Raw genomic sequence first — 24,407 nt, 5'->3', positions numbered from 1 at the left:
AGGGCAGGGTTTAATTTTAACGGCAGTTTTTTTGTGGCGGAGAGGGGGGGATTCGAACCCCCGGTACGCTTTTGACGTACACACGCTTTCCAGGCGTGCACCTTCAGCCAGCTCGGTCACCTCTCCTTGTTTGAGCACATATATGTGCCAGACAGGAGTGAGTGATTACTTGCTTTTGGTCTCTCTGTCAACAGGAGAATGTAAAAAAGTTTCATTTTCCGGCCAGAGAATCTGCCGTGCTTCGTCACTGTATGTGTCCGGGGTCTTGTAAAGGATAAGGGGTGGGGCGAGGGAGCATCCGTGCCCGGCCCCCAGAATGCCTTCTGCAAGGACAAGGGAGGCGGGGCTTTGGGCTGTGGAGTGGACGTTGCGGATATTTTTTGGTGTTATTTTGCAGAGGTTCATGGCGCAAAGCAGTTCAGCGCAGCGTTCTGCGGGAAAAATGCAATGGAGTCTGCCTCCGGTTTTCAGAAGGGAGGCCGCCAGTTTTGTCCATTCTTCAAGATTGATATGGATTTCGTGGCGGGCTGTGGCTTTTTCGCTGCCCGGATTGGTGCGGCCGCAGTTTTGGCGGTAATAGGGGGGATTGATGACAATGCGGTCAACGGGTCCGCAGAGTTGCTTCTGACTCAGGAGGCGCATGTCCGTTTCAAGGATCTCTATGGTCTTCCCCATCTGGTTTTCCTGAACATTGTGCCGGGCAAGGGCGGCAAGTTCTGGTTGAATCTCAACGGCAGTAATCCGCAGGTTCTGTTGTTTCCGGGCCAGCAGCAGGGAAAGGATGCCGCATCCTGTTCCCGGGTCAAGTATGTGTTCTCCGGGGCGGGGCTGGATGTGCCATGCCAGAAGCAGGGGGTCGATGGAGAAGCGGTAGCCCTTGCTGTGCTGCTTTATCTGCAGGCTTCCGAGGCTGTCTGTGGTAAAGGGACTCACTGCTGCCCCATGCGGAGGCGAATATCCCGGATGATGGGAGAGCCGTATGTGGTATTGATCCGTTCTGTAATGTCGGATTTTAAAAACTGCAGATGTTGCATCCATACAGAACAGCTGACGGAAACCAGAAGGCAGCCATCCCTGAAAGCGGTGGGTTTTGCGTTTTTTGCAATTTCAGGTCCTACGGCCGCTTCCCATGAGGCCCATATTTCCTGAAAGTTTCCCCTGGAATAACGGGAACGGAAAGGCTCCAGCGTTGTGTTGAGGGCTGTGCTTATGTGGGTGAAACGTTTGTTTTTTGGTCTCTGGTTTATCATAATTTTCTTAATTGTTACAAAAAAGATCTTTGTCTCTTAATGAAAACTGCACGCCCCATGTTGGTCGGTGTTTTTTTGTATTTTTCTTGACTTGGATATCTTTGCATTTTATTTTGCAGAGATGTAGTTTTTGATTTTATCTTCCGCTTTATTTTGCAATCGTATATTAAGTCTGTTTGCTTGTGCCCATAACGGCTTTTTTCGAAACTGTATGAAAAAAGCAAGAAAAAAATAATGAGAAGGGAGGATGGAGTCTTTTGTTCTGAATCCGAAAAACAGATTAAAACAAGATTTTTTTGTCGGGCAAATAAAATGTTTGTTTTAAATTTTTAAAAAGGGGTTTTTTTATTTTGGAAACGGTTAAGGGTTATGCTCCTTTGGGGATATTTAAACCTTTTGGAAGGAAGATGCAAATATGAATTGGGACTGGGATAAGCTCAGGGATAAACAGCAGCAGAACGAGCGTCGTTCTGGTGGCGGTGGCGCAGGAAAGCCGCCGCAGGTGGATGAGATGGTGGATCAGCTGAAAAACATGAAAATACCAGGCAATATGTGGCTTATTGTTCTGGTGGCCATTGCCGTTCTCATGGGATCTACCATGTTTTACACCGTGGGTGTTTCCGAGGTGGGGGTTGTTCAGCGTTTCGGCAAGTTTGTAAGAATTTCTGAGCCGGGCCTGAATTTCAAGCTGCCTTTAGGGATTGAGACATCCACCAAGGTGAAAGTCAGGCGGGTTTACAAGGAAGAGTTCGGGTATAGGGAAAATATGGATGCCCGCAGCCGGTTTGCGGGCAGTGATATGGAAAATGCCGCTCTCATGCTTACGGGAGATCTGAACGTGGCGTTGGTTCCCTGGATTGTGCAGTATCAGATCCGGGATCCTTATAATTTCCTTTTTAAGGTCCAGGATCCAAGACAGCTTCTCAGGGATCTCTCCGAGGCCAGTATGCGCCTTGTGGTTGGCGACAGAAGTATCAGCGAGGTAATCAGTGCCCGTGAGGAGATTGCCATAGTTGCCCATGAGATTCTTCAGCGTGAGCTGGATAAGGCAGAGTCGGGGATCCATATTGTTACCATAGAAATGAAGCGCACCAATGTTCCTGAGCCTGTACAGCCTTCCTTTAACGAGGTGAACCGGGCGACACAGGAAAGGGAGCAGATGATTTATAAGGCCATGGAAGAGTATAACCGGGCCGTTCCCTCAGCCAGAGGTGAGGCGGAGCGTGTGATCCGTGAAGCGCAGGGTTATGCCCTGAACCGGGTGAACCGTGCCGAGGGTGATGCGGCGAGATTTAACAGCATCTACGCCGAGTATATCAGTGCAAAGGATGTTACGGAGCGCCGCATGTATCTTGAAATGATGCGGGAGCTTCTGCCGACACTTGAGAATAAGTACATCATTGATTCGGATCAGGGTAATGTTCTGCCCTTTCTGAACCTTGGAAAAGAATTCGGGGTGAAACAATGAATATAAAAGGTATTGTTGGCGCAGCTGTGGTGGCTGTTCTGCTGCTGGTTTATTCTGCGGCTTTCATTGTGGATGAGACGGAGCAGGCTGTGATCACGCAGTTTGGTCGCCTTGTGGGGGATCCCATAGTGGAGCCGGGTTTGAACTTCAAGGTGCCCTTTGTTCAGATTGTAACCTTTTTCCCAAAAAATCTTCAGGCCTGGGACGGAGATCCGGGGCAGATTCCCACGCTGGATAAAACCTATATCTATGTGGATGCCTTTGCCCGCTGGCGCATTGTGGATCCTGTGAAATTTTTTCAGTCCATTGGCAGTTTCACTCTGGCTAAGGGACGTCTGGATGAAATTATTGACCCTGCCATCCGCAACCTTGTGACATCCAATGCCCTGGTGGAATCTGTCCGCTGGACCAATCGTGAGATGGATCCCTGGGTGGAGCTGGATGCCTTTGGTGAGGTGGAAACCATTGAAGAAGAGCGGCAGGAACAGGGTGCCTTTTCCAGAACGGAAGGGAGAACCCGTGAAATCCGTGTGGGCAGGGAAAAGATTTCAGAGTTGATTCTGGCCCAGGCCCAGCCCAGGCTGGATGTTTTCGGTATTGAGCTTGTGGACGTAAAGATTAAAAGAATCAACTATGTGGAACAGGTGCGTGAGGCCGTATACCAGCGTATGATTGCGGAACGCAGGCAGATTGCGGAAAAGTACCGTTCGGAAGGTGTGGGGGAAGCCCGCAAGATCCGCGGTGACAAGGAAAGGGATCTTCTGCAGATAGAGTCCGAGGCTTACAGGACGGCACAGAAAATCCGGGGTGAGGCGGATGCCAGGGTGGTGCGTATTCTGGCGGATGCCTATGGTGTGGATCCGGAATTTTATACCTATCAGAAAACCCTTGAAACCTACAGGGAAGCCTTGGAAGGCAGTTCCGTTGTTTTCTCCACGGATTCTGATTTTATGAGGTTTTTGAATCGCCAAGGGCCAGACAGGCGCTGAAGGTAATAAAAAAAGCACCCGGAAACGGGTGCTTTTTTTTTGCCGGAAAAAGGCATGAAAATTATTTTTTTCTGCGCTGATGGCGTGTACGCGCCAAAAGTTTCCGGTGCTTGTGGCGCCGCATTTTTTTTCTGCGTTTTTTAATAACACTACCCAAAATATCACCTCCAGTCTGAAAGGAAAAAAAATCTTGTTCATCGATCTTTCTGGCAAATCGATAAGTTGCTTTAGTAGCATGCTGCTGCTCTCCTTGTCCATATGATTTTCTGGAAAAACCGTGACAGCCGGGGAGGTGCTGGTGGAACCTGGTGAGGGAACAGTTTTTTTTACCGGCGGGATGCTGGAAATTCTGGATGCGGCACTGCCCGTTGCCGAAGAGTCCGTTGCCGGTTTTTACAAAATGAGTACATCGGGATGGGGACGTCTGCGCTATGACGTGAAGACGGCAAAGGATCTTTTTGACCATGAGCATGCGGATCACGCCTATGCCCAGGTGCTGCGCTATGTGGGGATTCCCTGGCAGAGAAGTACCCAGGCGTCAGCATTTACGGCCTACCGGATCTGTCTTCAGGATGGTTCCATTCTGCGTTGTCTGCGGGAGAACAGGCAGATTTCTGAAATGGCATTTCTGGTCTATATTCTTGTGCATGAACTGGTGCATGTGGTTCGTTTTTCAAGGCATCTGCAATTGTTTGAGGCTTCTGCGGAAGTGCGCATGCAGGAGGAAAAAAAGGTGCAGGAAATTACGGACAGTATCGCTTCGGAAATTATGATTGCAGGGATGGATGTTGTGCGGTCTTTTTTTTATCACAACAAGGGGTCTGGTCTGGATTCTTTTTAATTTTAAATGTTTATTTCGTCTGTTTTCTTTTGGTGTGTATCCGGCAGGATTTCTTGACAAGGGCTGAGAACTGACTATCTTTAGCTGTCTTTGGGATACGTGCTTTTTTCTTAAAGTTTTGTGTCTTTTTTCAGATCAGGAGATCGTGGCATGCCTATTTATGAGTATGAATGTGCCCAGTGTGGACAGGTGATGGATGTATTGCAGAAAATATCCGATCCTCCCCTGACAAGATGTCAGGGCTGTGGCGGATCTGTTCGCAAGGTTATGTCCCAGACGACTTTCCATCTTAAGGGAGGGGGCTGGTATGTAACGGATTATGGTGGAAACAAGGCACCTTCTTCAGCACCCGTATCGGATACGGGTTCTTCTTCTGTTTCATCAGATACGGAATGAAATCAGGTGTCTGGCCTTTCTTGAAGAGAATCTTTATGATTCGGCATCGTTATGGTGAAGGATTTTTTTTGTTTTAATTTCCCGGAGTCGGGCTTTGTGGTGTCTGTACCCTGCTTTTGAAGGATGAAAAAAAGAGAGATTTTTTTTCATGACACTTTACAAGCCTTTGGTCGTGATTAAAGTATTGGCCGGATTCCGGAGTAATCCAAATGAATCAACTTTTTGCCCATTTTTTTAAAAGGAGAGATTTCAAAATGAACATCAGACCTTTGTTTGACCGTATTGTTGTCAAGCGTACCGAAGAGGCTAAAACCACCAAGGGTGGCATTATTATTCCGGATACTGCCAAAGAGAAGCCCGCAGAGGGAACGGTTATTGCTGTAGGTGCCGGTCGTATGAATGATAAGGGAGAGCGTATTCCCATGGATATCAAAGTGGGAGACCGGGTGCTTTTCAGTAAATATGGCGGGAATGAAGTGAAAATGGGCGGTGAAGAATTTCTGATGATGTCCCAGGATGACGTTTACGCCATTGTGGATGAGGCGTAAGAAGCCGGAACCTGTCAGGGACTTTGAAAAATTAAGAGGGCTGGCAGGGTCTTTGATTATGGGAATTCAGTACCCGGGTTTAGATTTTTTAAACTTCAATAAAAAACCAGATTTGATTTGAATGGAGATATGGAATGGCTAAACAGATTATTTACAGTGAAGATGCCCGTGCAAAAATGCTTAAGGGCGTAAAAACCCTTGCGGATGCCGTTGTTGTAACCCTTGGACCCAAAGGTCGCAATGTTGTTATTGATAAGTCCTGGGGTTCTCCCACGGTGACCAAGGATGGTGTTACCGTTGCCAAGGAAATCGAGCTGTCTGACAAGTTTGAGAACATGGGTGCCCAGATGGTTAAGGAAGTTTCTTCCAAAACCTCTGACATGGCCGGTGATGGTACAACCACGGCAACGGTTCTTGCCCGTGCAATTTATGAAGAAGGACAGAAGCTTGTGGTGGCCGGTAACAACCCCATGATGATCAAGCGGGGTATTGATAAGGCCGTTGAGGTTGCCGTCAAGGAGCTTGTGAAGGTGAGCAAGCCGACCAAGGACCGCCGTGAAATTGCCCAGGTGGGAACCATCTCTGCCAACAGCGATGAAACCATTGGCAATATCATTGCCGATGCCATGGAAAAAGTGGGCAAGGAAGGCGTTATCACCGTAGAAGAAGCCAAATCCATGGAGACAACCCTGGATGTTGTTGAGGGGATGCAGTTTGACCGTGGCTATCTTTCTCCCTACTTTGTCACGGATACGGAAAAAATGGTCTGTGAGCTGCAGGATGCCTATATTTTGCTCAGTGAGAAAAAAGTCAGCAATATGAAAGATTTGCTGCCCGTTCTTGAGCAGGTTGCAAAAATGGGCAAGCCCCTTGTTATTATCGCAGAAGATGTGGATGGCGAAGCCCTGGCCACTTTGGTTGTGAATAAACTTCGGGGTACCCTTAGTGTTGCAGCGGTAAAAGCCCCCGGCTTTGGTGACAGAAGAAAGGCCATGCTGGAAGATATTGCTGTTCTTACCGGTGGTCAGGTGGTTTCTGAAGATATGGGTATCACCCTTGAGGCTCTTCAGTTGACAGATTTAGGCAAGGCCAAGAGCATCACCATTGATAAGGAAAATACCACCATCGTGGATGGTGCCGGTTCCCGTACGGCCCTGGAAGCCCGTGTCAAGCAGATCCGGGCCCAGATTGATGAGACCTCTTCTGACTATGACCGTGAAAAGCTGCAGGAGCGTCTGGCCAAGCTTATCGGTGGTGTTGCCGTGATCAGTGTCGGTGCTGCCACTGAAACGGAAATGAAAGAGAAAAAAGCAAGGGTGGAAGATGCCCTCAACGCAACCCGTGCTGCCGTAGAGGAAGGTATTGTGCCTGGCGGTGGTGTGGCCCTTGTGCGCTGCATGGCAGCTCTGGAAAAAGCCAAGTTCAAGGCGGAAGACAAGCTTGGTGTGCGTGTGATTATGCGTGCCATGGAAGAGCCTTTGCGCCAGATTGCCAACAATGCCGGGGTGGAAGGCTCTGTGGTTATTGACAAGGTGAAGCAGGGAGAGGGGCCCTTTGGTTACAATGCAGCAACGGATGTGTATGAGGATCTCATTGAGGCCGGTGTTATCGATCCCACCAAGGTGGTTCGTTTTGCCCTTCAGAACGCTGCAAGCGTGGCTTCCCTGATGCTGACCACCGAAGCCATGATTGCAGACAAGCCCGAAGAGAATGCCGGTGGCGCTGCCATGGGCGCACCCGGTATGGGTGGCATGGGTGGTATGGGTGGTATGGGCGGCATGATGTAATCCGCTGATATTTTGCCTGTTATGGTTAGCTGGTTTTTAATCCCCTGATGTGCATTTTTATGCATGTCAGGGGTTTGTTTTTTTTATAGGATAAGGTTTGGATTCTCCTTTTCTTGACATGGCCTGCGGTGTCCTATAGGTATTGTGTTGCATTATTTTTGGGGGTGTCTTTTGGTTTTTATGTGGATACCCCGTTTTTTTTCAGGGAGTGATTATGGCCCACGATTCTTTGGATTTACTTACGGTTCTTGGTTCTGCGGGTATTGTTGTAAAGCTTGTTCTGCTGGTTCTGCTTCTTTTTTCTGTGGTTTCATGGGCGATTATTTTTATAAAATTTTTTTCTCTTCGCCGTGATTATCAGGAATCCCTTCGTTTTCAGGAGTTTTTCTGGAAAAGCGCCAGCCTTTCAGACGTCTATGCCAAAATGAAACACATGGGTGAAAGTCCTGCTGCCCGTCTTTTCCGGGCTGGTTACAAAGAACTGAATGCCATGGGAAGGACCGGTGGAGCACAGGGCGCTGCCACTGGTGCTGCAGGTCTGGGTACCTTGAAAAGAACCCTGGACCGGACCTGTTCCGCTGAGGTTACCCGGATGGGGCAACTGGTGTCTTTTCTTGCCACATGTGGGAATACGGCTCCTTTCATAGGTCTCCTTGGAACCGTCTGGGGAATTATGGAAGCTTTCCATGGTATCGGGCTCAAGGGATCGGCCAGTCTGGCTGTGGTGGCTCCGGGGATTTCAGAGGCCCTTGTTGCAACGGCCATCGGTCTGGGTGTGGCCATTCCTGCGGTGGTTGCCTACAACACATTTTTGCACAGAATCCGTACCATTGGTTCTGAACTTGAAAATTTTTCTGCGGATTTTTTAAATATCGTGGAGCGGGATCTGCACCGTATCCCGGGAGAATCCTGATGGCCGGCGGCCTTAAAAATGGTGAGATGATGAGTGATATCAACGTGACACCCTTTGTGGATGTCATGCTGGTATTGCTGATTATGTTTATGGTAACGGCACCTATGATGCAGCAGGGTGAAGAGGTGAATCTGCCGCAGGTGGATTCTGCGGCACTCGAAGGAGCTGATGATCCCCTGATTCTTGTGGTGGACAGGGATGGCGTTGTATGGATTCAGGATGTGCGAATTGCTCCCGGGTTTCTGGAAAACCGCATGGCAGACCTTCTCCGTGGGGATCCCGATGCTCAGGTTCTTTTAAAGGCCGATGCAGGTGTACCCTATGGCAGGGTGGTGGAAGTAATGAACGGCGTGCGCAAGGCAGGGGTCACGCGACTGGGGATGCTGACCCAACCCCTTGGAGATAAAGCAGAATGAGGGTTGCGGACATGATGCCCGGTCTGGAAAACCGTTTCGGGCTCTTTCTTGCCCTGTCCCTTGCAGCCCATGTTTTTTTTCTGGGTTCCGCAATGCTGTTTCCCAGATGGTTCGGTATCGCTGTACCCCAGAAGATCAGTCCCATGCTGGTAGATCTTGTGGCGCCTGTTCCTTCTTCCGGGTCTGCTACAGAATCGGGGTCTGTGGCTTCGGTTCCTGAAAAATCGCCTGCTGTATCAAGGCCTTCCTCGCCGCCAGAGCCCTTGCCGGTAAAGTCTCCGGAAACCCTTCGGCTGCCCGCTGAAGAAAAACCAAAGGAAGCTCTTACAAAAAAACAGGCAGAGGCTCCCATTCCCCTTAAGCGGCCCAGTGTTCCTCAGAGATCCCGCCCTTCAGCGGAAGAGGTTCGCAGAAGCCTTCTGGATTCTGCTCTGGGAGATATGGCAAGGAGGGTGGAGGAGGAAGGAAGGCCTGCGGCCCTTCAGGAGGTCTTTGAGAGTACCGAAAAGGAGATTGCAGAAGGTCCTGCAGGTAGCGGATCTGGGCCGTCAGGAGTTGAAGGGGTTCGCGGAGCCGCAGCGGGGCGGGCCAGGGATGTTTATATTTCCATGGCAGCACATAGGGTTCAGCAGAACTGGGCCTATGCCGGGTCCGGCGGATCGGCTGAAGGAGCTGTCGTGGTTTTTCATATTACCCGTGAAGGCCGGGTCAGAAATCTTGTGCTTCAGCAGTCTTCAGGAAACAGGCGTATTGATGAGTCTGCGAGAAGGGCCATACTCAAGGCAGAGCCCTTTCCGTCTTTTCCCGATGCCCTGCCTGATGAACGTATAGCCATTGGTTTTCGTTTTACGGATAAAGGGGTGGATCTGTGACAGGGGATGGCATGAAAAAGAAAATCTGGAGTTATGCGACAGTCTTTGTAATGATTTTTGGCCTTCTGATTGTTTTCCCCGGGCCCTCGTCTTCCATGGATGAGGTTCCCATTATTGATATTCATGCCCCTTTTTTGCGTAAAATCCCCATTGCCATACCGGCTTTTGTGCTGGCGGGCGAACAGGAAGCCCTTCTGGATGCAGGGGAAAAGGGACTGGAATATTTTGCAGGAGCTGTGGATTTTTCTGGTTATTTTATGGTGCAGTCTGCCCATGATACGCCGGGTTTTCCCGGGCTTGATGGCATTGTGGCATCAAAAATTGATTTCTCCCTATGGAAAAAGCAGGGCGTTGAACTTCTCGCCAGCATTGGCCTTGTCCTTGCAGGGGACGGGCAGCTGGAAATGGAGTGCAGGCTTTTTGATGTGGTTCAGGAAAGCCTTGTGGTGGGCAAGCGGTACCGTGGGCCGGTATCCGATTACCGCAGGATGTTCAGGCTTTTTGCCAGTGAGGTTCTGTTTCAGGTAACTGGCCGTCAGGGGCTTTATGAAAGTCGGCTGGCCTTTGTATCGGATACTACCGGGCATAAGGAAATTTATATATGTGACTATGATGGTACGGGTGTGCGTCAGATTACAAAGGATCAGAGTATTGCTCTTTCACCGGCCTGGTCTTCCGACGGTAACTGGCTGGCCTATACTTCTTACAGGGAAGGCAATCCTGATCTTTTTATCCGGCACCTGGACGGAGGGCGTGGTTTTCATGTGTCAAAGCCCGGTCTGAATGTCACTCCGGCCTGGGTTCCGGGTGCTTTTCAACTGGCTGCAACCCTTTCCTTCGAAGGCCACCAGAATATTTACCTGTTGACCGGTCAGGGGAAAGTGATTAAAAAATTAACCCATAGCTGGGATATTGATGTCTCTCCCGCCTTCTCTCCCGATGGAAAACAAATGGCCTTTGTGTCCAGGCGATCGGGGTCTCCCCAGATTTATGTGAAAGATATGGAGTCCGGCAGAGTGCAAAGACTCACATATGAAGGGAATTACAACACATCTCCGGCTTTTTCTCCCGATGGCAGGCATCTGGCTTTCGTGGGGATGCGCAGGGGCGAAGGAATCAATATCTACCGCATGGATCTTGACGGGCAGAGAGTTGTCCAGCTGACACAGAATTCCAGGGATAATGAAGACCCGACCTGGTCCCCGGATGGCAGTTTGATTGCTTTTACATCTTCCCGTGAAGGTGTTTTCAATCTTTATGTTATGACTGCCTATGGTACAGACCAGCGTCGTTTGCTGTCCATGCCAGGCGGTCAGACTACGCCGAGATGGTCGTTGAAACCTGTACGTTTTGAATAGGATTAAAGGAGGATGTATGTCTGTAAAATCGTGGGTTCGTTTTGGTCTGGTTCTGGCGGTTCCCTGTGTGATGGTGCTGGCATCCTGTGCCGGCAAGACCGGAGGGACTGATCTGGCAGAGCAGGAAATGGCTGAGCAGCTGCGCCAGGAGGAAGAAGCTGCGCGTCTTGCTGCGGAAGAAGAGGCAAGGAAGGCTGAGGAAGCCCGTATTGCAGCCGAACGTCTTGAAAGGGAAAAGGCCGAAGCCAGAAAAAAAGCCGAAGCCAAGGCAGCATTTCTTGAGCAGCATGTCCATTTTGAATTTGACAGCTTTGCTTTGACTTCAGAAGCCATGAAGGTGTTGGACGCCAAGGTGGCATGGCTGAGGAATAATCCCGAAGTAAAAATTATCGTGGAAGGACACTGTGATGAGCGGGGGACAAGGGAATACAACCTTGCCCTTGGAGACAGGCGTGCCCGCAGCGTAAAACAGTATCTGGTGGACAGTGGTATTGCCGATGCCCGTATTGCTACCATCAGCTACGGCGAGGAACGTCCCTTGGATCCTGCCCAGAATGAAGCCGCATGGGCAAAGAATCGCCGGGCACAGTTTGTTATCCGGTAAAGCATGACTCAGACATCCGGGCGAACTCTGACAGGGTCGCTCCGGATGTTTTTTTGGGGAAAAATCTATGATAAAAGCGAAGGGATGCAGCGTCTGGCTTTTTGTTTCAGCGGTTTTTTTCCTTTCCGGTTGTGCAACACGCCATGAAGTGATCGACATGGATAGTCGTCTCCGGGTGATGGAAGAACAGCGGGAAACCCGGTTGCGTGCGGAGAGTGAAGTTGTTGCCCGTATGGGGGAGCTTGAGGGCAGGATGGAAGCCCAGGAGCAGGATCTCCGGTCCTCCTTTGCCCGTATGCGTTCGGAAATGGATCATCTGAGACTTGCAATTCAGGAATTGCAGGGGAGTCTGGAAGAAAGCACTTTCCGGACGCGGGGTGTTACGGAAAAACGGAATCTTCTTGCAGAGGAGCTTGCCTTTTTAAAAGACAGCCTGATGACCCTTTCCGGTCGGATGCAGCATATGGCTGATTATGTGGGGTTTGAATCTTCAGGGGAGGAGCTGGAGAGGAAAAAAGTTGTAAACGAAGAAAAAAAGGTGGATATCCCCGATCTGTCTCCGGATCTGGATGCCCTTTATAAAGAGGCAAAACAGGCATTTGATAATGGTCTTTTTGAAAAGGCCCGGGATGGTTTTCATGAAATACTTGTACATTTCCCCGATTCAAATCTGGCGGATAATGCACAGTTCTGGATAGGGGATATTTATTATCGTGAAAAATGGTATGAAAAGGCCATTCTTGAATATCAGAAGGTGATTGATAACTACCCCAAAGGCAATAAGGTGGCATCGGCCCTTCTCAAGCAGGGCTTTGCCTTTGAAAAGCTGGGGCAAAAGGCCAATGCCCGTCTGATTCTGGAAGAGCTGCTTCGAAAATATCCGGGCTCCAGTGAGTCCTTGATTGCCCAGAGGAAGCTGCGGCAATTATGAGATGGTAACGATTCTGGGGGTGGATCCCGGTCTTGCAAAGACAGGCATTGGGCTGGTCCGGGGAATGGGAACGCGTATATCCAGTTATGCCTTTGGTTGTATAGAAACATCAAAGGAAGCAGCTCTCCCTGAGCGCCTCAATAAAATTTATGGACAGGTATCGGATCTTTTATTGGCGGAAAAGCCGGATCTGATGGTTGTGGAAGATATTTTTTCCCTGAGGGAGTACCCCCGTTCCGGCATCCTGTTGGGGAAGGTGACAGGGGTTCTGCTGGTGGCTGGATGCCAGCAGGGCGTTTTCGTGCGGGAAGTGGCTGTGCGGGAGGCAAAAAAAGTACTGACGGGTAGCGGCAGTGCTTCTAAAAATCAGCTTGAAAGGGCCGTTCGCCATGCTCTGGGCCATGAAGGCCCCATCCGTCCTGACCATGCCTCTGATGCTCTGGCCCTTGCCCTTATCGGCCTGTTCCGTTTTCCATGATAGCGGAAAAAAATATTATGGAGTATTATGATTGCCTATCTTGAAGGCACCCTTTTTAAAATGGAAGAAGACCGCATTTTGTTGCTTGTGCAGCAGGTTGGGTATGAAGTTTTTCTTCCGGCTGTGGTTCTTCAGGCCCTGGAAGGGCGAGAACCCGGCACATCTCTGGCCCTTCATATCTATTATCATCAGACCGAACGTCAGCCCCGGCCGATTCTCATTGGTTTTCATACGGAAAAGGAAAAAGAATTTTTTCAGATCTTTCTTACGGTGGAAGATATTGGCCCCGTAAAGGCGGCCAAGGCCCTGACCCTGTCAGTGGGAGAAATTGCCCGGCTGATAGAGGCTGCCGACGTAAAAGGACTTTCTGCACTCAAAGGTGTAGGAAAACGAACCGCCCAGAAAATCGTTGCAACACTGGGGGGGAAGGTGGAGCGTTTCCTTGATTCTCCTGTTAAAAAAGATCCTGAAACAGTGGGGTGCTCTGCTGTTTATGCAAAGGATCTCATTCCGGTGGTGGTCCATGTCATGACGGATCAGTTGGGATATAAGACGGTGGAGGCTGAAAAACTGATTCATTCGGCTTTGAAACGCTGTCCTGAAATTAACAGTCCTGAAAATCTGCTGGAAGAAGTTCTGAGGAGTAATATGCCGGGAGGCAGCCATGGCCGATGAATCTGACTCCCCCCTTCTGTATTCTTCGGCGGCTAGGGGTGTGATGAGCCCGGAAGCAAAACCAGAAGAAGAGCTGGAGGCGCATTTTTCCCTCCGTCCATCCCGTCTTCAGGAATATGTCGGCCAGACTGAAACCGTAGAGACCCTTGAAATTGCCATTGCTGCGGCCCGGAAAAGGGGAGAACCCTTAGAACACGTACTGCTGCACGGTCCCCCCGGTCTTGGTAAAACAACCCTTGCCCATATTATTGCCAATGAGATGGGCGGACGTCTGACCCTCACTTCCGGGCCTGCCCTGGAAAAAGCCGGAGATCTTGTGGGAATTCTTACCCATCTTTCCGATGGAGATCTTCTTTTTATTGATGAAATCCACAGGCTGCCAAGGACGGTGGAGGAGTTTCTTTATTCCGCCATGGAAGATTTTGCCATAGATTTTGTTTTTGACAAGGGGGTTCATGCCCGCAGCCACAGGTATCGCCTGAACCGCTTTGTCCTGGTGGGGGCAACCACAAGGGTGGGCCTGCTGTCGGCTCCCTTGCGGGATCGTTTTGGAATTTTCAGAAGCCTTGATTTTTATGATGAGGCCGATCTGGTCCGTATTGTTTTGCGTTCTGCTGCACTTTTGGGAATTCCGGTACTGCGGGAGGGGGCTGAAACACTGGCAAAGCGCAGTCGTGGAACCCCAAGGATTGTTAATCGTCTTTTGAAGCGGGTTAGGGATTATGCCGATGTACGGGGAGACGGGAAAATTCGTGCCCTTACGGTGCATGAAGCGCTGGCTCTGGAAGGGATTGATGCCATGGGGCTGACCCCTTTGGATCGTCGCTACCTGCGGACCATACTGGAGTTTTATGCAGGGGGGCCCGTAGGTATTGAAGCCATTGCTGCAACCTTGCAGGAGGAAAGTGATACGCTGGTGGATGTGGTGGAGCCCTATCTTCTGAAGACAGGGCTTGTGGTTCGGACATCTGCAGGGCGGCGTCTGGGAGCGCCAGCCTATGGTCATCTCGGGCTTGGTGAACCCTGTTAAAGATGAACAGGCACCAGGTATTTGCCCGTGACAAGTTCCGGGACTCAAGCCTGAAAAGGCAACATCGTTTATATTGTTGGCTTTGGTTTTATAGCTTGAGTTCTGGACAAAGCTCTGGTTCGAAACGATTGTAGTGGTATCTGCAAACAGCCGGGGAGGGCTTGCAACACCAGCGAAGCTGCTGCAATTATAGCCTTGGAGCTTTAAAATAAACTGTGCTGAACAGCAGTTAACGCCCTGCCAGGGCGTCTTGTCATAGAGTAACTTGTGCAGGATTCAAACTAATTTCGATCAGTGATGGATAATTGGTAATTTTTTAAGCTTTTGAATTAAAAGAACTAAATTCAAGTTACTCAGAAGTTGCCTGCTTTAAAGCAATGGCGCACCAGTATGAGATGAGGTAGGCCGGAAGTTGTGATCGGTGAGGTGTCAGGGCTTTGTGCCTGTGACGTGGTCAGATATCGCAGATGGTGGGGAAACATACATTCTATGGGGTACGTGAAGGCGTTTTTTTTGGGTTTCTGTTCCGTTTTTTTTGCTGGAAATCTTTTGGCTCAGGTACAGGTTCCTGATGTTTTTATCCATACAGAGTCCCGTCCCTTTACGGCTGTTGTGGTTGAAAGGGCAACGCAGCGCTTGTGGGTTTACGCTAAAGATAATGATGGTTTTTTCTATGAAAGGCACAGTTTCCCCTGTTCCACGGGAGAGGTCGCAGGGGATAAACGACTGGAAGGTGACAGAAAAACTCCCGGAGGCGTTTACTTTTTCCTGACTGAGCATGAAGAACGCTTTCTTGCACCCATTTATGGAACAGGCGCTTTTCCCATTGATTATCCAAATTTTATGGATCAGAGGGAGGGCAGAACCGGTAATGCCATCTGGTTGCATGGAACCAACAAAGCCCTGCGTCCCATGGACAGCAATGGTTGTGTGGCCCTTGAGAATCATAATCTGGACGCCATGAAAAGGGATATAAGGCTTCTCAGGACTCCCATGATCATTGTCGAAAAACTTGGTTTCCAAGGAGAGTACCCCCAGGAAAAGACAGTTGAAAACTTAAAGAAGCTGATCCATGGCTGGAAAAATGCCCTCAGGTCAGAATCTTATCATGCCTATCTTGCTGCTTATTCAGCTGATTTCCTTCCGGATATAGCATGGTGGTCCGACTGGCTGATTTTAAGGAGTGAGTTTGAGGCGGAGAACATTGATTTGATGTTTGAAATTAAGGATCTGGATCTTTTTCGTACCGGGGACCGTGTGACAGGAATTTTTGATTTTATGGTAAGGGCCGGAGAGTCGAGTAAAAATCTGGGGACAAGGCTTCTTTACATGGAGCCCGATGCTTACGGCAATATGCGGATTGTGGGGGATCCATGGCTGGCTCCACCCGAGTCTCTTCTGCCAGCGGGCAAGCCATTAATGGCAGGCCTGAACACGTTTAGCAGGGAGTGGAATGCTGAGGATCGCATTACCCGCATGGTGGACGACTGGCTTGAGGCATGGTCCAGCCAGGAAATAGAACCCTATGGTGCATTTTATGCAGAAGGTTTTCGTTCCCAGGGCCGGAACCGGAGGGCATGGCTTCGTTATAAAGAGGGGTTGAACCGTCAGTATGATTATATCCGTGTAAAACGGGAGGGACCTCTGGATATTCGCATGCGGGGAGCAGGAAGGGCAGAAGTACGCTTTGTGCAGAACTACGAGTCCAGTGGGTTTGCAACCCGGGGCCGAAAGCGGCTTGACCTGATACGTGAGGACGGGCGATGGAAGATTTACAGAGAGATTTGGGAAGGTTAAAAAACGAGTATTCGAAGAAGCAGGCTATAGACAATGCACCAGGGGAAAAGTGGAGTTTTCTTCTGGTTGGAAGCCGGGGCCGTGTGCTGCGCCTGCACCTTGGGTGGGGACTTGCCATGGTTGTCGGCTCTGTTTTTTTGATGATGCTGATACTCACCGGGATCTGGTATCTGTTCAAATGGGAACCGGATGTTGGCGGAAAATCAGTTTATTATGCAGGTCTTGAGCAGGAAATTCAGGCACTGCAGCGGGAAAATCATCGCTTGATGGTAAGGGTGGCTTCCCTTGAAATTGCTATGGAAAGCTCAGAAATCCATTCAGGAGCAGAGAGTTCTTGGGGAAATGACTGGAGGTCTTCTGGACAGGAGGGCGCAGCAGAACCTGAGCCGGTGTATCCGAAGAAAATGCCACCGGAACTTACAGGTGCTCCTCCCATTCCTGAGGTGGATATTGCCTTTCCCAAGGTGGCCCTTGACAATTACCGGGCAGGTATCCGAGGTGAAACTTATGGGGCTTCTTTCAATATCCGGAATATCCGAAATGATGCCGTTGTTTCAGGTTATATTGTATCGGTTCTGATACCAAGGGAGCCTTCTTTCCTTTATCCTGCATCCCCTGCCATGGAGGTGCAGAATGGCAGGCCCATGGATCCACAGCGGGGGCAGTTTTTTTCCATTCGGAACTTTAAGGATGTCCGTCTTCGTTTCGGGCATCTGGATCCTGATCTGTTTCAGGCCAATCGTATTTTTGTTTTTAATGAAGCTGGAGCCTTGCTGCATGTTGAAGATTTTGAAGTTGTGGACAACCCCTAGAAACTATGTGCTGGCCTTAGCCTTGCTGATCACCTTCCTCGGGGTTTCGCTTGTGTATGCCCAGTGTGGTTTGCAGAGCTGGTTTGAGGATACGGAGCATCCTCTGGATGTTTATCGTATCTGTGGAAAAAAAGAAGGCAAAACCCTGATGATCATCGGTGGTATTCAGGGAGATGAGCCCGGAGCCTTTCTTGCTGCGGACCATTATGCGGATATGAGCCTTGAAGTAGGCCGTCTGATTCTTATTCCAAGGGCTAATTTCCCCGCAATTATGGAGTATCGCAGGCAAATTAACATGGACATGAACCGCACCTTTGGAAAAGCGGGAGGTCGTGATACCTATGAGATCAGAATTGCAAAAATATTAAAAAATCTGATGGGAGAAAGTGATCTGCTCCTGAACCTCCACGATGGATCGGGTTTTTATTCTCCGGTGTGGATTTCCCAGGAACGGAATCCTCTGAGGTATGGACAATCGCTTATTGCAGATGCAGATATTTACCGGAACGAGAACGGAGAAGCACTGGATCTTGCTTCCATCGCAGGATATGTTCTGGATCGAGTTAATACACGTATCTTCAATGATCTTCATCGTTTTCACTTTAATAATCACCGGACCCTTGAAGAGGATTCACCCCACAAGGAGCAGCGGAGTTCAGCCACATTTTATGCCCTGACCCGGCATGGCATCCCGGCCTTTGGTGTGGAAACCAGCAAGTCCCTTGCCCTTGAAGATAAAATTAATCACCATATTTATGTAATTAATGCCTTTATGGAATATATGGGTATTGTACCGGAGTGCCCTTCTGTGCGAACGGATTCTCCGGTGCTGGATTATCTGATCATTCAACGGGAAGGTTCTGCGCCGGTTGTGGTGGGTAAAAATGAGATTCTTGAGGTTCCTTCAGGTGCTGTGATTCGTGTTTCCCATATTGTTGCAAATTATTCCAGGGGACTTTCCCTGCGTATGGACGGTTCTTGCAGGAAAAATCTTCTGGGTGAAGCTATTGTGATTGAAAAACCAGTGCGGATCCGTGTTTTCAAGGATCACCAGCCTTGTGGTTCTGTGGCTGTTGTTCCAGTAGAAAAAACTGTGCAGCAGGACTATGCCGTTCGTAAGCCCGAGGGAGAAAGTCTTTTTTATGAGATCCGTGTCAACGGAAATCCGTTGTGGATTGAGGATGGCATCCTTCTTGATGTACCCCATGGTGCAGTTTTTGAAATTGTTCAGGTAGCATCCGGTATCATTGACCCTGCGGATCTTGTGGTTAATTTTAAGGGCTTTGTACCTCCCGATATAGATGTGAACACAGGAGAGGACCGGGGGTATCCCATTGATACGGCAAAGGATCTGTGGCCCCGTTTTTCCGAGGATCGCAAGGGAAAAATTTATCCGGTAGAAACATCCCTTAAGGGAGAGAAAATTGGTGGTTTCAGGATTCGTCTGGTTTCAGAAACGTTATCCGGGCAGGAGGCTGTGCAACCTTGAGTCCTTTTATATTAGGACCAGGAGTAACGGTAATCTTGATATCTGGTCGCCCTTGTGCCGGATTCTGACAACTCGGAATCTGTTGCGGGACGATGACGGAGGGCACCATGAAAGAGAAGTGGTATCGTTTGTTTACAAAGGGCACGGGCCGGAATCAAAGGGAAGTAAAGGAGAACACTTTTTTCCCGGTAACACCCCTTTTGGCAGGGAATCAAAGGAGAGCACAGGTGGGCAAGGTAAAAAATTTATCAATTATAGACAGTGACCTTCGTGTGGAAGGCGTTCTCAATGCAAAGGGGCGGCTGGTGATTAAAGGGATGGTCAAGGGTACCATTTCCGGAGCAAGCGTTATTATTGCCGAAGAAGGTCGGGTTTATTGTGATGCAACGGTGGAAGAGCTGACCATTGGTGGTGTTTTTGAAGGAAATATACAGGCCCGGGAGCGGGTTGTGATTCTTGCCACGGGTAAGTGTGCGGGGACTGTGACCTGCAAGGATCTTGTGGTGGAAAGCGGTGGTATTCTCAATGCCGAAGTGACCTGTACACGGGAAAGAAAGGATGAGAAAGGGCTGCTGGAAGAAAAGCCAAAGGAAAAACAAGATGAAAAGACGGCGGATGAACAGCCGCTGGATAAGAAAGATAAAATCCGGCAGGTTCTCTGAATCGCCAGGCGTCATTATTTCAGGGGGTTTTTAGAGGAGCAGTGGGGCGGGCACTCAAGCTCAAAAGGTTTGATTGTTTTTCATGGCTGTGGATTTGAGTGCCTGAGAAGTAAGCCGGGCTGCCTTGTAATGGTATGAAGCGTTTGAAGTGAAAGTATGTATGGATATGAACTTCTGAAATAAAATACTTTGCATGCTTATGGCCCTTACAGAATAGCATGGATATCCGCATCTGCACTGGCAAAGGCGGCAAAGGTCATATCAGAAAAGCCGTATCCGTGGTGCTGTGCCAGACGCTCAAAAAGACTGCGATAGCTGAGGGTGATCCGCTGATCCCATTGAAGGCCCAGTATGTCCGCAACTTCCCGGATGGCTGCTTTTTCTCCTTCGAGTTCGACAAAATAGCCAAAGGGCAGTTCGTCCAGACAGATTTCCACACCTTTGAGCTGGAAGGTTTCCCTGAATTTTTCATAGGCTGTTTTGTGGATAAATCCTAAGGTTGCAAAGGCTTTTTCTGCCGCATCAAAATCTTCAATGCCGGTTTCTGTTTCCTCAAGCACTTTGAACTCTCCATCCTGCCCGCTACGGGGGATGCTTTTGACGGTGAGGGTGCATTTATCTGTCTGTCTCAGACGCAGCAGCACACCGTTTTTTCTTAATTGCAGATCAGGGGTATCCAGAAGGATGTTTTTTTCTAAGATTCTTCCTTCAGAGATGGCATTTTTTGAAAGAATCCGGTTGCGGAACTCCAAAGGCTCTGATATATAGAATTTCACTTCGATTTCGAGGTCATTTTTCAAAGGATGCTCTCCATGAATCGGGTTAATACAGCAGTTATGGGCGGGCCGGTGACCTGCTTTTTTTATGTGCCTGTTTAACCGGGCACGGGTTTTTCGTCAATCTTCGGATTGCCCCGTTTCCGAAGAACAATGGTTTTTCCATTGACGGAGGCCCTTAAAATGTATAGGAAATTTTGTTATTTTAATCGGGAGTGACAGCGGTGAAAAAATATACCTACAGTGCAAAAAAAGAAGACAACCAGGGAAAGTGGTGGGTCATTGACGCAGAGGATATGGTCCTTGGTCGTCTGGCATCTCTGGTGGCAGCCCGTATCCGCGGAAAGCACAATCCCCTTTATACCCCCCATGCGGATACAGGGGATTCCATTGTGGTTGTGAATATCGAAAAGGTTCGTCTGACGGGTAGAAAATGGGCAGATAAAACCTATTACCGTCACAGCGGTTACACGGGTAGTCTGAAATCCATAACCGCAGAAAAGCTTCGGGAAAAGCGTCCTGAAGATCTTCTGCGTTTTGCTGTCCGCGGTATGCTACCCAAAAACAGCCTGGGTCGTAAACTCCGCAAGAAATTGCATGTATATGCCGGTCCGACGCATCCCCATGCGGCGCAGCAGCCGGAAGAACTTAAACTGCAGTAACCCGAAGATATCCGGAGTATTCATATGGAACAAAACAGCTTTTATGCTACGGGAAAACGTAAAACCTCCACGGCCCGCACCTGGATTCGTCCCGGATCCGGGAAAATCATGGTGAATGGCATGGATGTTGAGAATTATTTCAGAATTGACACCCATCGCCTGATTCTGGGACAACCCCTTTCCATGACCGAAAGAACAGATCGCTATGATGTTACGGTAACGGTGAAAGGGGGGGGCATTTCCGGCCAGGCAGGTGCTGTCCGGCATGGTATTACCAAAGCCCTTGTTGAAGCGGAACCCGAACTTCGGGCCGTTTTGAAGAAAGCCGGTTTCATTACCCGTGATGACCGTGCCAAGGAACGTAAAAAGTACGGTCAGCGTGCTGCACGCGCACGTTTTCAGTTTTCCAAGCGCTAATATTTTATTTCAGGAAATGTTGTTTTATCAAAAAAGGCGGGCCCTGTGGTCTGCCTTTTTGATTTTGGGGAGGGTGGCCCAGTCGCCTGACCAGAAACTTTTCAAGGTGCAGAAAAACCATGACCATAAGGATTGCAATCAATGGATATGGCAGAATAGGGCGATGTGTACTCCGTGCCCTTTATGAGACTTCCGGTGAAAGCCCTTTGCGCATTGTGGCCATTAACGAGCCTGCGGATATTTCCGTGATGGCCCACCTTACCCGTTATGATTCCACCCATGGCCGTTTTTTCGGGAGCGTGGAATTTGATGAGGACAGGATTTTTGTTAACGGAGATTCCATTGCTGTGTCCCGTCAATCCAGCATGGAAGGTCTTCCCTGGGGTATGCTGGGGGTGGATGTGGTGATGGAATGCACGGGTCGCTGGATTCGAAGGGAGGATGCTGAAGTCCATAAGGCCTGTGGTGCAAAAAAAGTTCTTTTTTCCTGCCCGGCCGCACCGGATGTGGATGCCACCGTTGTTTTCGGGCTGAATGAGAAAAGTCTGTCCGGAAATGAAAGTATTGTTTCCAATGCATCCTGCACCACAAACTGTATCTGTCATCTGATCCATGCGCTGGATCAGTCCCTGGGCATCGTTTCGGGTGTGATTACGACAACCCATGCCATGATGAATGACCAGCCTGTGATTGATGCCTATCACCACGGAGATCTTCGCAGGACAAGGAGTGCGGGTTTTTCCATTCTTCCGGTGGAAACGGGGCTTGCCCGGGGGCTGGATCGAATTTTTCCCCATCTGCAAGGCCGTTTTCAGGCGGTCAGTCTCCGGGTGCCTACCATGAATGTTTCTTTGATGCAGCTGACCGCAAGGGTTGAAAAGGCTGTGGACAGAGAAGGGGTCAATACTATTTTAAAGAAGGCCGCATGTAAAAAGCCCCATGTGATGGGGTATGGGGAGGAGATGCTGGTTTCCTGTGACTATAACCATGATTCCCGTTCCGCCATTGTGGACGGGACACAGACCCGGGTGGCCGAAGGAAATCTGGTAACGGTGATGGCATGGTTTGACAATGAGTGGGGTTATGCCAACCGCATGCTGGATACGGCTGCTGTCCTTGGGCGAGGGGTTTGCCCTGCCTGAAACAGGGCTGTCTGTTCTTTGATTTTATTTCAGTTTTTTGGGTTCTGTCCGATATATTTCCTGTGAATCGTTCGCACCGGATACCCTTATCCGGATGAATTATACCAGCGATGCCGGGGAATGGGCCATGCTTCGAATTCCATATTTTCTGATGATACTGCTTGTTTCTGCTCTGGTGCTGGTCCAGGAGTCGCTGGCTGGTCCTCCGGATTTTCGTATGGTACGCTGGGGAATGGGAAAAATTGCTGTTATGGCGGCAGAAAAAAGTGTGCCTGAGCCGGTGTCCGGCCCTTATCTGGCCTATCGGATATGGCTGCTGGATCAGGAAGTTTTTTTGCGGTATCGTTTTGTGGAAAACAGGCTGCTGGAAGCAAGGTACGTATTTACTCAAACCTCTTCCTACGGAGAAGATAAAATAAGGCAGGTACTGGAAAGTAAATACGGGGCCGGAAATTTAGAATCAGAAGATCCGGTCCGGTGGGTGTGGGAGACAGAAAGAACAAGGATTCTCATGGATAAAACCGATGAGGGCTACCCCAGAGTTTTGTATACAGGCAAGGAGATGGCCCGCTGGTTTAAGGAGCGTCAGCAAAACCGTATGCAGGAAGAGAAGGCAAGGATTCTGGATTTGTTTTGAACCCAGGGTTTTTCAAGGACATGCATCCGCTGTTGCGGGGCGGACTGGTGAAACGGATCAGGCATTATGCGGGGACGGAGCGATGACACTGCGGAAATCCGCCATACTGGCAGTCTTTCTGGTGGGACTGTTTGCACCTGTTTCCTTGCCTGCGGAGGAGGCGCCTGCTGCATGGCGTTTGCGGGACAGGGCCTTTCACGGGGAAGATAAAAACTGGCAGCAGAAAGATAAGGATCCTGAAGTGCGGTGGCGGCAAAACGATCGTTCTTTTTTTTCGAGGGATGATCAATGGCAGCGTACGGCAGACCCTGCGTTTATGGATAGGGACAGGGAGTGGATTCGCAGGGAAGGTATTCTCTGATTTTTTTGATCTGAAAAGGCAGGGATGTGGGCGATCGGGAAGACCGTCTGGTTGACAGGCGCCGCTGCTCAGTGTAGGAGCTAAGCATTCGGTGTATTGCGCAGGCGTAGGACAGATCTTTTTATGGCTGCGAAATTATCCGGGACATAATCCATGGGGAATTGAGATTATGCCCCTGAAATGAGGAGGCCTGATGATCCGTGTGGTTTTTAACCAGAAGGGCGGCGTGGGGAAGTCCACCATTGCCTGTAATCTGGCCGCTGTGGCCGCAAGCAGGGGAAAGCAGGTTCTTGTGGTGGACCTGGACAGCCAGTGCAATGCATCCCAGTATCTTTCGGGGAGCCGTGATGTCCCGGATACAGGGATTGCCGATTTTTTTAAAGATCATCTTTATGTCAGTTTTTTCCCCTCAAAAAATTTTGAATCCGTGATCCATATCACTCCCTTTGACGGTCTTTTCCTTGCTGCTGCCAGCCCTGAGCTGGAGGAGATGGGCCCTAAGCTGGAAAGCCGCTATAAAATGTTCAAGCTGAAGGAGGCATTACGGCGTCTGGAAGGCTTTGATGAAATCTATGTGGATACGCCACCTGCTTTGAATTTTTTCAGCCGCTCTGCCCTGATCGCTGCGGATACCTGCCTTGTTCCCTTTGATTGTGACACCTTCAGTCAGTATGCCTTGCAGACCCTTGCCCGGGGGATAGAAGAAATACGGGCAGATCATAACGAGGGGCTTCATCTCGAAGGGGTTGTGATCAATCATTTTCAGGCGAGGGCAAGCTTTCCGGCAAAGGCTGTAGCCATGGTAAAGGAAGAGGGCTATCCTGTTTTTCCTGCTTATATCTCTTCATCCGTTAAAATCCGTGAATCCCATTTTGCAGGGGAGCCGATGGTGTATTTTGATCCAAAGCATAAGCTGAGTCAGGAATTTGAAGCTTTATATGCCTGTCTTTCTTGAAAAAATGTTTTTAAGTAAATTTTATGTAACTGTTCAGCACCGTTTTCCAAAGACCATACCTGCAAGACAGATGCACAGGCCCCAGGCTATTTGCCCGTGACGCAATCTTATTCGGGAGCTTCTTGCCCTGTGCGGAAGCGG

At 49.5% G+C, this 24,407-nt stretch carries 29 protein-coding genes and 1 tRNA gene; 25 read left to right on the top strand and 5 right to left on the bottom strand.

The features are described from left to right. Nucleotides 1–34: 34 nt before the first annotated feature. The 3 genes from LZ24_RS08910 to LZ24_RS08900 all read right to left on the bottom strand — a co-directional run bounded on the left by LZ24_RS08910 (nucleotide 35) and on the right by LZ24_RS08900 (nucleotide 1,250). Nucleotides 35–126: transfer RNA gene (locus tag LZ24_RS08910), tRNA-Ser, on the bottom strand. Between the two features lie 39 nt (nucleotides 127–165). After that, complete coding sequence (locus tag LZ24_RS08905; RefSeq protein WP_186443026.1) at nucleotides 166–933, bottom strand: tRNA1(Val) (adenine(37)-N6)-methyltransferase; 768 nt, start codon at nucleotides 931–933, stop codon at nucleotides 166–168. Beyond that, a complete protein-coding gene (locus LZ24_RS08900; RefSeq protein ID WP_144684681.1) occupies nucleotides 930–1,250 on the bottom strand; it encodes a DUF721 domain-containing protein in 321 nt (106 codons plus the stop codon). Before LZ24_RS08900 ends, LZ24_RS08905 begins: the two co-directional genes overlap by 4 nt. A 415-nt stretch (nucleotides 1,251–1,665) precedes the next feature. Between LZ24_RS08900 and hflK the strand changes: the two genes are divergently transcribed. Then, nucleotides 1,666–2,718, top strand: coding sequence for an FtsH protease activity modulator HflK (hflK, locus tag LZ24_RS08895; protein WP_144684679.1), 1,053 nt, complete (start codon nucleotides 1,666–1,668; stop codon nucleotides 2,716–2,718). Beyond that, nucleotides 2,715–3,707 (top strand): protease modulator HflC, encoded by a 993-nt coding sequence (gene hflC / locus LZ24_RS08890; protein ID WP_144684677.1) that lies wholly within the window; start codon nucleotides 2,715–2,717, stop codon nucleotides 3,705–3,707. Before hflK ends, hflC begins: the two co-directional genes overlap by 4 nt. Nucleotides 3,708–3,768: 61 nt before the next feature. Here the strand turns inward: hflC and LZ24_RS08885 are convergent, their stop codons facing one another. Further along, nucleotides 3,769–3,864: a 30S ribosomal protein bS22 gene (locus tag LZ24_RS08885; RefSeq protein WP_139447551.1), complete on the bottom strand. Its 96-nt coding sequence runs from the start codon at nucleotides 3,862–3,864 to the stop codon at nucleotides 3,769–3,771. A 120-nt stretch (nucleotides 3,865–3,984) separates the two neighbouring features. Between LZ24_RS08885 and LZ24_RS08880 the strand changes: the two genes are divergently transcribed. The 17 genes from LZ24_RS08880 to LZ24_RS08805 all read left to right on the top strand — a co-directional run bounded on the left by LZ24_RS08880 (nucleotide 3,985) and on the right by LZ24_RS08805 (nucleotide 19,316). Then, nucleotides 3,985–4,548 (top strand): hypothetical protein, encoded by a 564-nt coding sequence (locus LZ24_RS08880; protein ID WP_144684676.1) that lies wholly within the window; start codon nucleotides 3,985–3,987, stop codon nucleotides 4,546–4,548. Between the two features lie 150 nt (nucleotides 4,549–4,698). Continuing rightward, nucleotides 4,699–4,944, top strand: a complete 246-nt coding sequence (locus tag LZ24_RS08875) for an FmdB family zinc ribbon protein (protein ID WP_144684674.1) — start codon at nucleotides 4,699–4,701, stop codon at nucleotides 4,942–4,944. 254 nt (nucleotides 4,945–5,198) lie between these two features. Beyond that, on the top strand, nucleotides 5,199–5,492 hold the full coding sequence (gene groES / locus LZ24_RS08870) for a co-chaperone GroES (protein ID WP_144684672.1): 294 nt from the start codon (nucleotides 5,199–5,201) through the stop codon (nucleotides 5,490–5,492). 134 nt (nucleotides 5,493–5,626) lie between these two features. Then, nucleotides 5,627–7,279, top strand: a complete 1,653-nt coding sequence (groL, locus tag LZ24_RS08865) for a chaperonin GroEL (RefSeq protein WP_144684670.1) — start codon at nucleotides 5,627–5,629, stop codon at nucleotides 7,277–7,279. Between the two features lie 214 nt (nucleotides 7,280–7,493). After that, the gene (tolQ, locus tag LZ24_RS08860) at nucleotides 7,494–8,192 is read left to right on the top strand and encodes a protein TolQ (protein ID WP_144684668.1); all 699 of its coding nucleotides are present in this window, start codon (nucleotides 7,494–7,496) and stop codon (nucleotides 8,190–8,192) included. After that, nucleotides 8,192–8,608, top strand: coding sequence for an ExbD/TolR family protein (locus tag LZ24_RS08855; protein ID WP_144684666.1), 417 nt, complete (start codon nucleotides 8,192–8,194; stop codon nucleotides 8,606–8,608). The genes tolQ and LZ24_RS08855 overlap by 1 nt, the downstream gene beginning before the upstream one ends. A gap of 11 nt (nucleotides 8,609–8,619) precedes the next feature. Then, nucleotides 8,620–9,480 carry an energy transducer TonB gene (locus LZ24_RS08850; RefSeq protein ID WP_222427590.1) on the top strand — a complete coding sequence of 287 codons (861 nt, stop codon included), beginning with the start codon at nucleotides 8,620–8,622 and terminating at the stop codon, nucleotides 9,478–9,480. Between the two features lie 11 nt (nucleotides 9,481–9,491). Next, nucleotides 9,492–10,838 carry a Tol-Pal system beta propeller repeat protein TolB gene (gene tolB / locus LZ24_RS08845; RefSeq protein WP_144684662.1) on the top strand — a complete coding sequence of 449 codons (1,347 nt, stop codon included), beginning with the start codon at nucleotides 9,492–9,494 and terminating at the stop codon, nucleotides 10,836–10,838. 16 nt (nucleotides 10,839–10,854) lie between these two features. Continuing rightward, entirely contained in the window at nucleotides 10,855–11,442 is a 588-nt protein-coding gene (pal, locus tag LZ24_RS08840) for a peptidoglycan-associated lipoprotein Pal (RefSeq protein ID WP_246118564.1), read from the top strand. Nucleotides 11,443–11,509: 67 nt separating this feature from the next. Continuing rightward, the gene (gene ybgF / locus LZ24_RS08835) at nucleotides 11,510–12,373 is read left to right on the top strand and encodes a tol-pal system protein YbgF (RefSeq protein WP_144684660.1); all 864 of its coding nucleotides are present in this window, start codon (nucleotides 11,510–11,512) and stop codon (nucleotides 12,371–12,373) included. A 1-nt stretch (nucleotide 12,374) separates the two neighbouring features. Further along, entirely contained in the window at nucleotides 12,375–12,851 is a 477-nt protein-coding gene (locus tag LZ24_RS08830; RefSeq protein WP_144684658.1) for a crossover junction endodeoxyribonuclease RuvC, read from the top strand. A 27-nt stretch (nucleotides 12,852–12,878) separates the two neighbouring features. Further along, nucleotides 12,879–13,526 (top strand): Holliday junction branch migration protein RuvA, encoded by a 648-nt coding sequence (ruvA, locus tag LZ24_RS08825; protein ID WP_144684656.1) that lies wholly within the window; start codon nucleotides 12,879–12,881, stop codon nucleotides 13,524–13,526. After that, on the top strand, nucleotides 13,516–14,556 hold the full coding sequence (gene ruvB / locus LZ24_RS08820) for a Holliday junction branch migration DNA helicase RuvB (protein ID WP_144684654.1): 1,041 nt from the start codon (nucleotides 13,516–13,518) through the stop codon (nucleotides 14,554–14,556). Before ruvA ends, ruvB begins: the two co-directional genes overlap by 11 nt. A 549-nt stretch (nucleotides 14,557–15,105) precedes the next feature. Further along, nucleotides 15,106–16,353 (top strand): L,D-transpeptidase family protein, encoded by a 1,248-nt coding sequence (locus LZ24_RS08815; RefSeq protein ID WP_186443025.1) that lies wholly within the window; start codon nucleotides 15,106–15,108, stop codon nucleotides 16,351–16,353. After that, nucleotides 16,320–17,165, top strand: a complete 846-nt coding sequence (locus LZ24_RS17215) for a hypothetical protein (protein ID WP_186443024.1) — start codon at nucleotides 16,320–16,322, stop codon at nucleotides 17,163–17,165. Before LZ24_RS08815 ends, LZ24_RS17215 begins: the two co-directional genes overlap by 34 nt. Next, a complete protein-coding gene (locus LZ24_RS08810; RefSeq protein ID WP_186443023.1) occupies nucleotides 17,131–18,654 on the top strand; it encodes a M14 family metallopeptidase in 1,524 nt (507 codons plus the stop codon). Before LZ24_RS17215 ends, LZ24_RS08810 begins: the two co-directional genes overlap by 35 nt. Before the next feature lie 107 nt (nucleotides 18,655–18,761). Continuing rightward, nucleotides 18,762–19,316: a bactofilin family protein gene (locus LZ24_RS08805; protein WP_144684648.1), complete on the top strand. Its 555-nt coding sequence runs from the start codon at nucleotides 18,762–18,764 to the stop codon at nucleotides 19,314–19,316. Nucleotides 19,317–19,522: 206 nt separating this feature from the next. Here LZ24_RS08805 and LZ24_RS08800 read toward each other — a convergent pair whose 3' ends face one another. After that, the gene (locus LZ24_RS08800) at nucleotides 19,523–20,116 is read right to left on the bottom strand and encodes a class IV adenylate cyclase (protein ID WP_186443022.1); all 594 of its coding nucleotides are present in this window, start codon (nucleotides 20,114–20,116) and stop codon (nucleotides 19,523–19,525) included. 200 nt (nucleotides 20,117–20,316) lie between these two features. On the opposite strand from LZ24_RS08800, the gene rplM reads away from it, so the two are divergent. The 6 genes from rplM to LZ24_RS08770 all read left to right on the top strand — a co-directional run bounded on the left by rplM (nucleotide 20,317) and on the right by LZ24_RS08770 (nucleotide 24,266). Next, entirely contained in the window at nucleotides 20,317–20,754 is a 438-nt protein-coding gene (rplM, locus tag LZ24_RS08795; protein WP_144684644.1) for a 50S ribosomal protein L13, read from the top strand. Between the two features lie 24 nt (nucleotides 20,755–20,778). Further along, nucleotides 20,779–21,171, top strand: a complete 393-nt coding sequence (gene rpsI, locus LZ24_RS08790) for a 30S ribosomal protein S9 (RefSeq protein ID WP_144684642.1) — start codon at nucleotides 20,779–20,781, stop codon at nucleotides 21,169–21,171. Nucleotides 21,172–21,290: 119 nt separating this feature from the next. Beyond that, the gene (locus tag LZ24_RS08785; protein WP_144684640.1) at nucleotides 21,291–22,313 is read left to right on the top strand and encodes a type I glyceraldehyde-3-phosphate dehydrogenase; all 1,023 of its coding nucleotides are present in this window, start codon (nucleotides 21,291–21,293) and stop codon (nucleotides 22,311–22,313) included. 127 nt (nucleotides 22,314–22,440) lie between these two features. Beyond that, on the top strand, nucleotides 22,441–22,950 hold the full coding sequence (locus tag LZ24_RS08780) for a hypothetical protein (RefSeq protein ID WP_144684638.1): 510 nt from the start codon (nucleotides 22,441–22,443) through the stop codon (nucleotides 22,948–22,950). Nucleotides 22,951–23,032: 82 nt separating this feature from the next. Further along, nucleotides 23,033–23,311, top strand: coding sequence for a hypothetical protein (locus LZ24_RS08775; RefSeq protein ID WP_144684636.1), 279 nt, complete (start codon nucleotides 23,033–23,035; stop codon nucleotides 23,309–23,311). Nucleotides 23,312–23,504: 193 nt separating this feature from the next. Further along, nucleotides 23,505–24,266 carry a ParA family protein gene (locus LZ24_RS08770; RefSeq protein WP_144684634.1) on the top strand — a complete coding sequence of 254 codons (762 nt, stop codon included), beginning with the start codon at nucleotides 23,505–23,507 and terminating at the stop codon, nucleotides 24,264–24,266. The last annotated feature ends 141 nt before the right edge of the window (nucleotides 24,267–24,407 follow it).

Origin of the sequence: Desulfobotulus alkaliphilus, from assembly GCF_007830435.1 — a bacterium.
GTDB classification, from domain to species: Bacteria; Desulfobacterota; Desulfobacteria; order Desulfobacterales; family ASO4-4; genus Desulfobotulus; species Desulfobotulus alkaliphilus.
This window is presented reverse-complemented; position numbering and strand designations above follow the sequence as displayed.

Excerpts from the sequence above, each read along its gene's own strand:
- LZ24_RS08900 (WP_144684681.1), bottom strand. The coding sequence starts at position 1,250 with ATGATAAACCAGAGACCAAAAAACAAACGTTTCACCCACATAAGCACA.
- hflK (WP_144684679.1), top strand. The coding sequence starts at position 1,666 with ATGAATTGGGACTGGGATAAGCTCAGGGATAAACAGCAGCAGAACGAG.
- hflC (WP_144684677.1), top strand. The coding sequence starts at position 2,715 with ATGAATATAAAAGGTATTGTTGGCGCAGCTGTGGTGGCTGTTCTGCTG.
- LZ24_RS08875 (WP_144684674.1), top strand. The coding sequence starts at position 4,699 with ATGCCTATTTATGAGTATGAATGTGCCCAGTGTGGACAGGTGATGGAT.
- groES (WP_144684672.1), top strand. The coding sequence starts at position 5,199 with ATGAACATCAGACCTTTGTTTGACCGTATTGTTGTCAAGCGTACCGAA.
- groL (WP_144684670.1), top strand. The coding sequence starts at position 5,627 with ATGGCTAAACAGATTATTTACAGTGAAGATGCCCGTGCAAAAATGCTT.
- tolQ (WP_144684668.1), top strand. The coding sequence starts at position 7,494 with ATGGCCCACGATTCTTTGGATTTACTTACGGTTCTTGGTTCTGCGGGT.
- LZ24_RS08855 (WP_144684666.1), top strand. The coding sequence starts at position 8,192 with ATGGCCGGCGGCCTTAAAAATGGTGAGATGATGAGTGATATCAACGTG.
- LZ24_RS08850 (WP_222427590.1), top strand. The coding sequence starts at position 8,620 with ATGATGCCCGGTCTGGAAAACCGTTTCGGGCTCTTTCTTGCCCTGTCC.
- tolB (WP_144684662.1), top strand. The coding sequence starts at position 9,492 with ATGAAAAAGAAAATCTGGAGTTATGCGACAGTCTTTGTAATGATTTTT.
- pal (WP_246118564.1), top strand. The coding sequence starts at position 10,855 with ATGTCTGTAAAATCGTGGGTTCGTTTTGGTCTGGTTCTGGCGGTTCCC.
- ybgF (WP_144684660.1), top strand. The coding sequence starts at position 11,510 with ATGATAAAAGCGAAGGGATGCAGCGTCTGGCTTTTTGTTTCAGCGGTT.
- LZ24_RS08830 (WP_144684658.1), top strand. The coding sequence starts at position 12,375 with ATGGTAACGATTCTGGGGGTGGATCCCGGTCTTGCAAAGACAGGCATT.
- ruvA (WP_144684656.1), top strand. The coding sequence starts at position 12,879 with ATGATTGCCTATCTTGAAGGCACCCTTTTTAAAATGGAAGAAGACCGC.
- ruvB (WP_144684654.1), top strand. The coding sequence starts at position 13,516 with ATGGCCGATGAATCTGACTCCCCCCTTCTGTATTCTTCGGCGGCTAGG.
- LZ24_RS17215 (WP_186443024.1), top strand. The coding sequence starts at position 16,320 with ATGGAAGATTTACAGAGAGATTTGGGAAGGTTAAAAAACGAGTATTCG.
- LZ24_RS08810 (WP_186443023.1), top strand. The coding sequence starts at position 17,131 with ATGTTGAAGATTTTGAAGTTGTGGACAACCCCTAGAAACTATGTGCTG.
- LZ24_RS08805 (WP_144684648.1), top strand. The coding sequence starts at position 18,762 with ATGAAAGAGAAGTGGTATCGTTTGTTTACAAAGGGCACGGGCCGGAAT.
- rpsI (WP_144684642.1), top strand. The coding sequence starts at position 20,779 with ATGGAACAAAACAGCTTTTATGCTACGGGAAAACGTAAAACCTCCACG.
- LZ24_RS08785 (WP_144684640.1), top strand. The coding sequence starts at position 21,291 with ATGACCATAAGGATTGCAATCAATGGATATGGCAGAATAGGGCGATGT.
- LZ24_RS08780 (WP_144684638.1), top strand. The coding sequence starts at position 22,441 with ATGCTTCGAATTCCATATTTTCTGATGATACTGCTTGTTTCTGCTCTG.
- LZ24_RS08775 (WP_144684636.1), top strand. The coding sequence starts at position 23,033 with ATGACACTGCGGAAATCCGCCATACTGGCAGTCTTTCTGGTGGGACTG.
- LZ24_RS08770 (WP_144684634.1), top strand. The coding sequence starts at position 23,505 with ATGATCCGTGTGGTTTTTAACCAGAAGGGCGGCGTGGGGAAGTCCACC.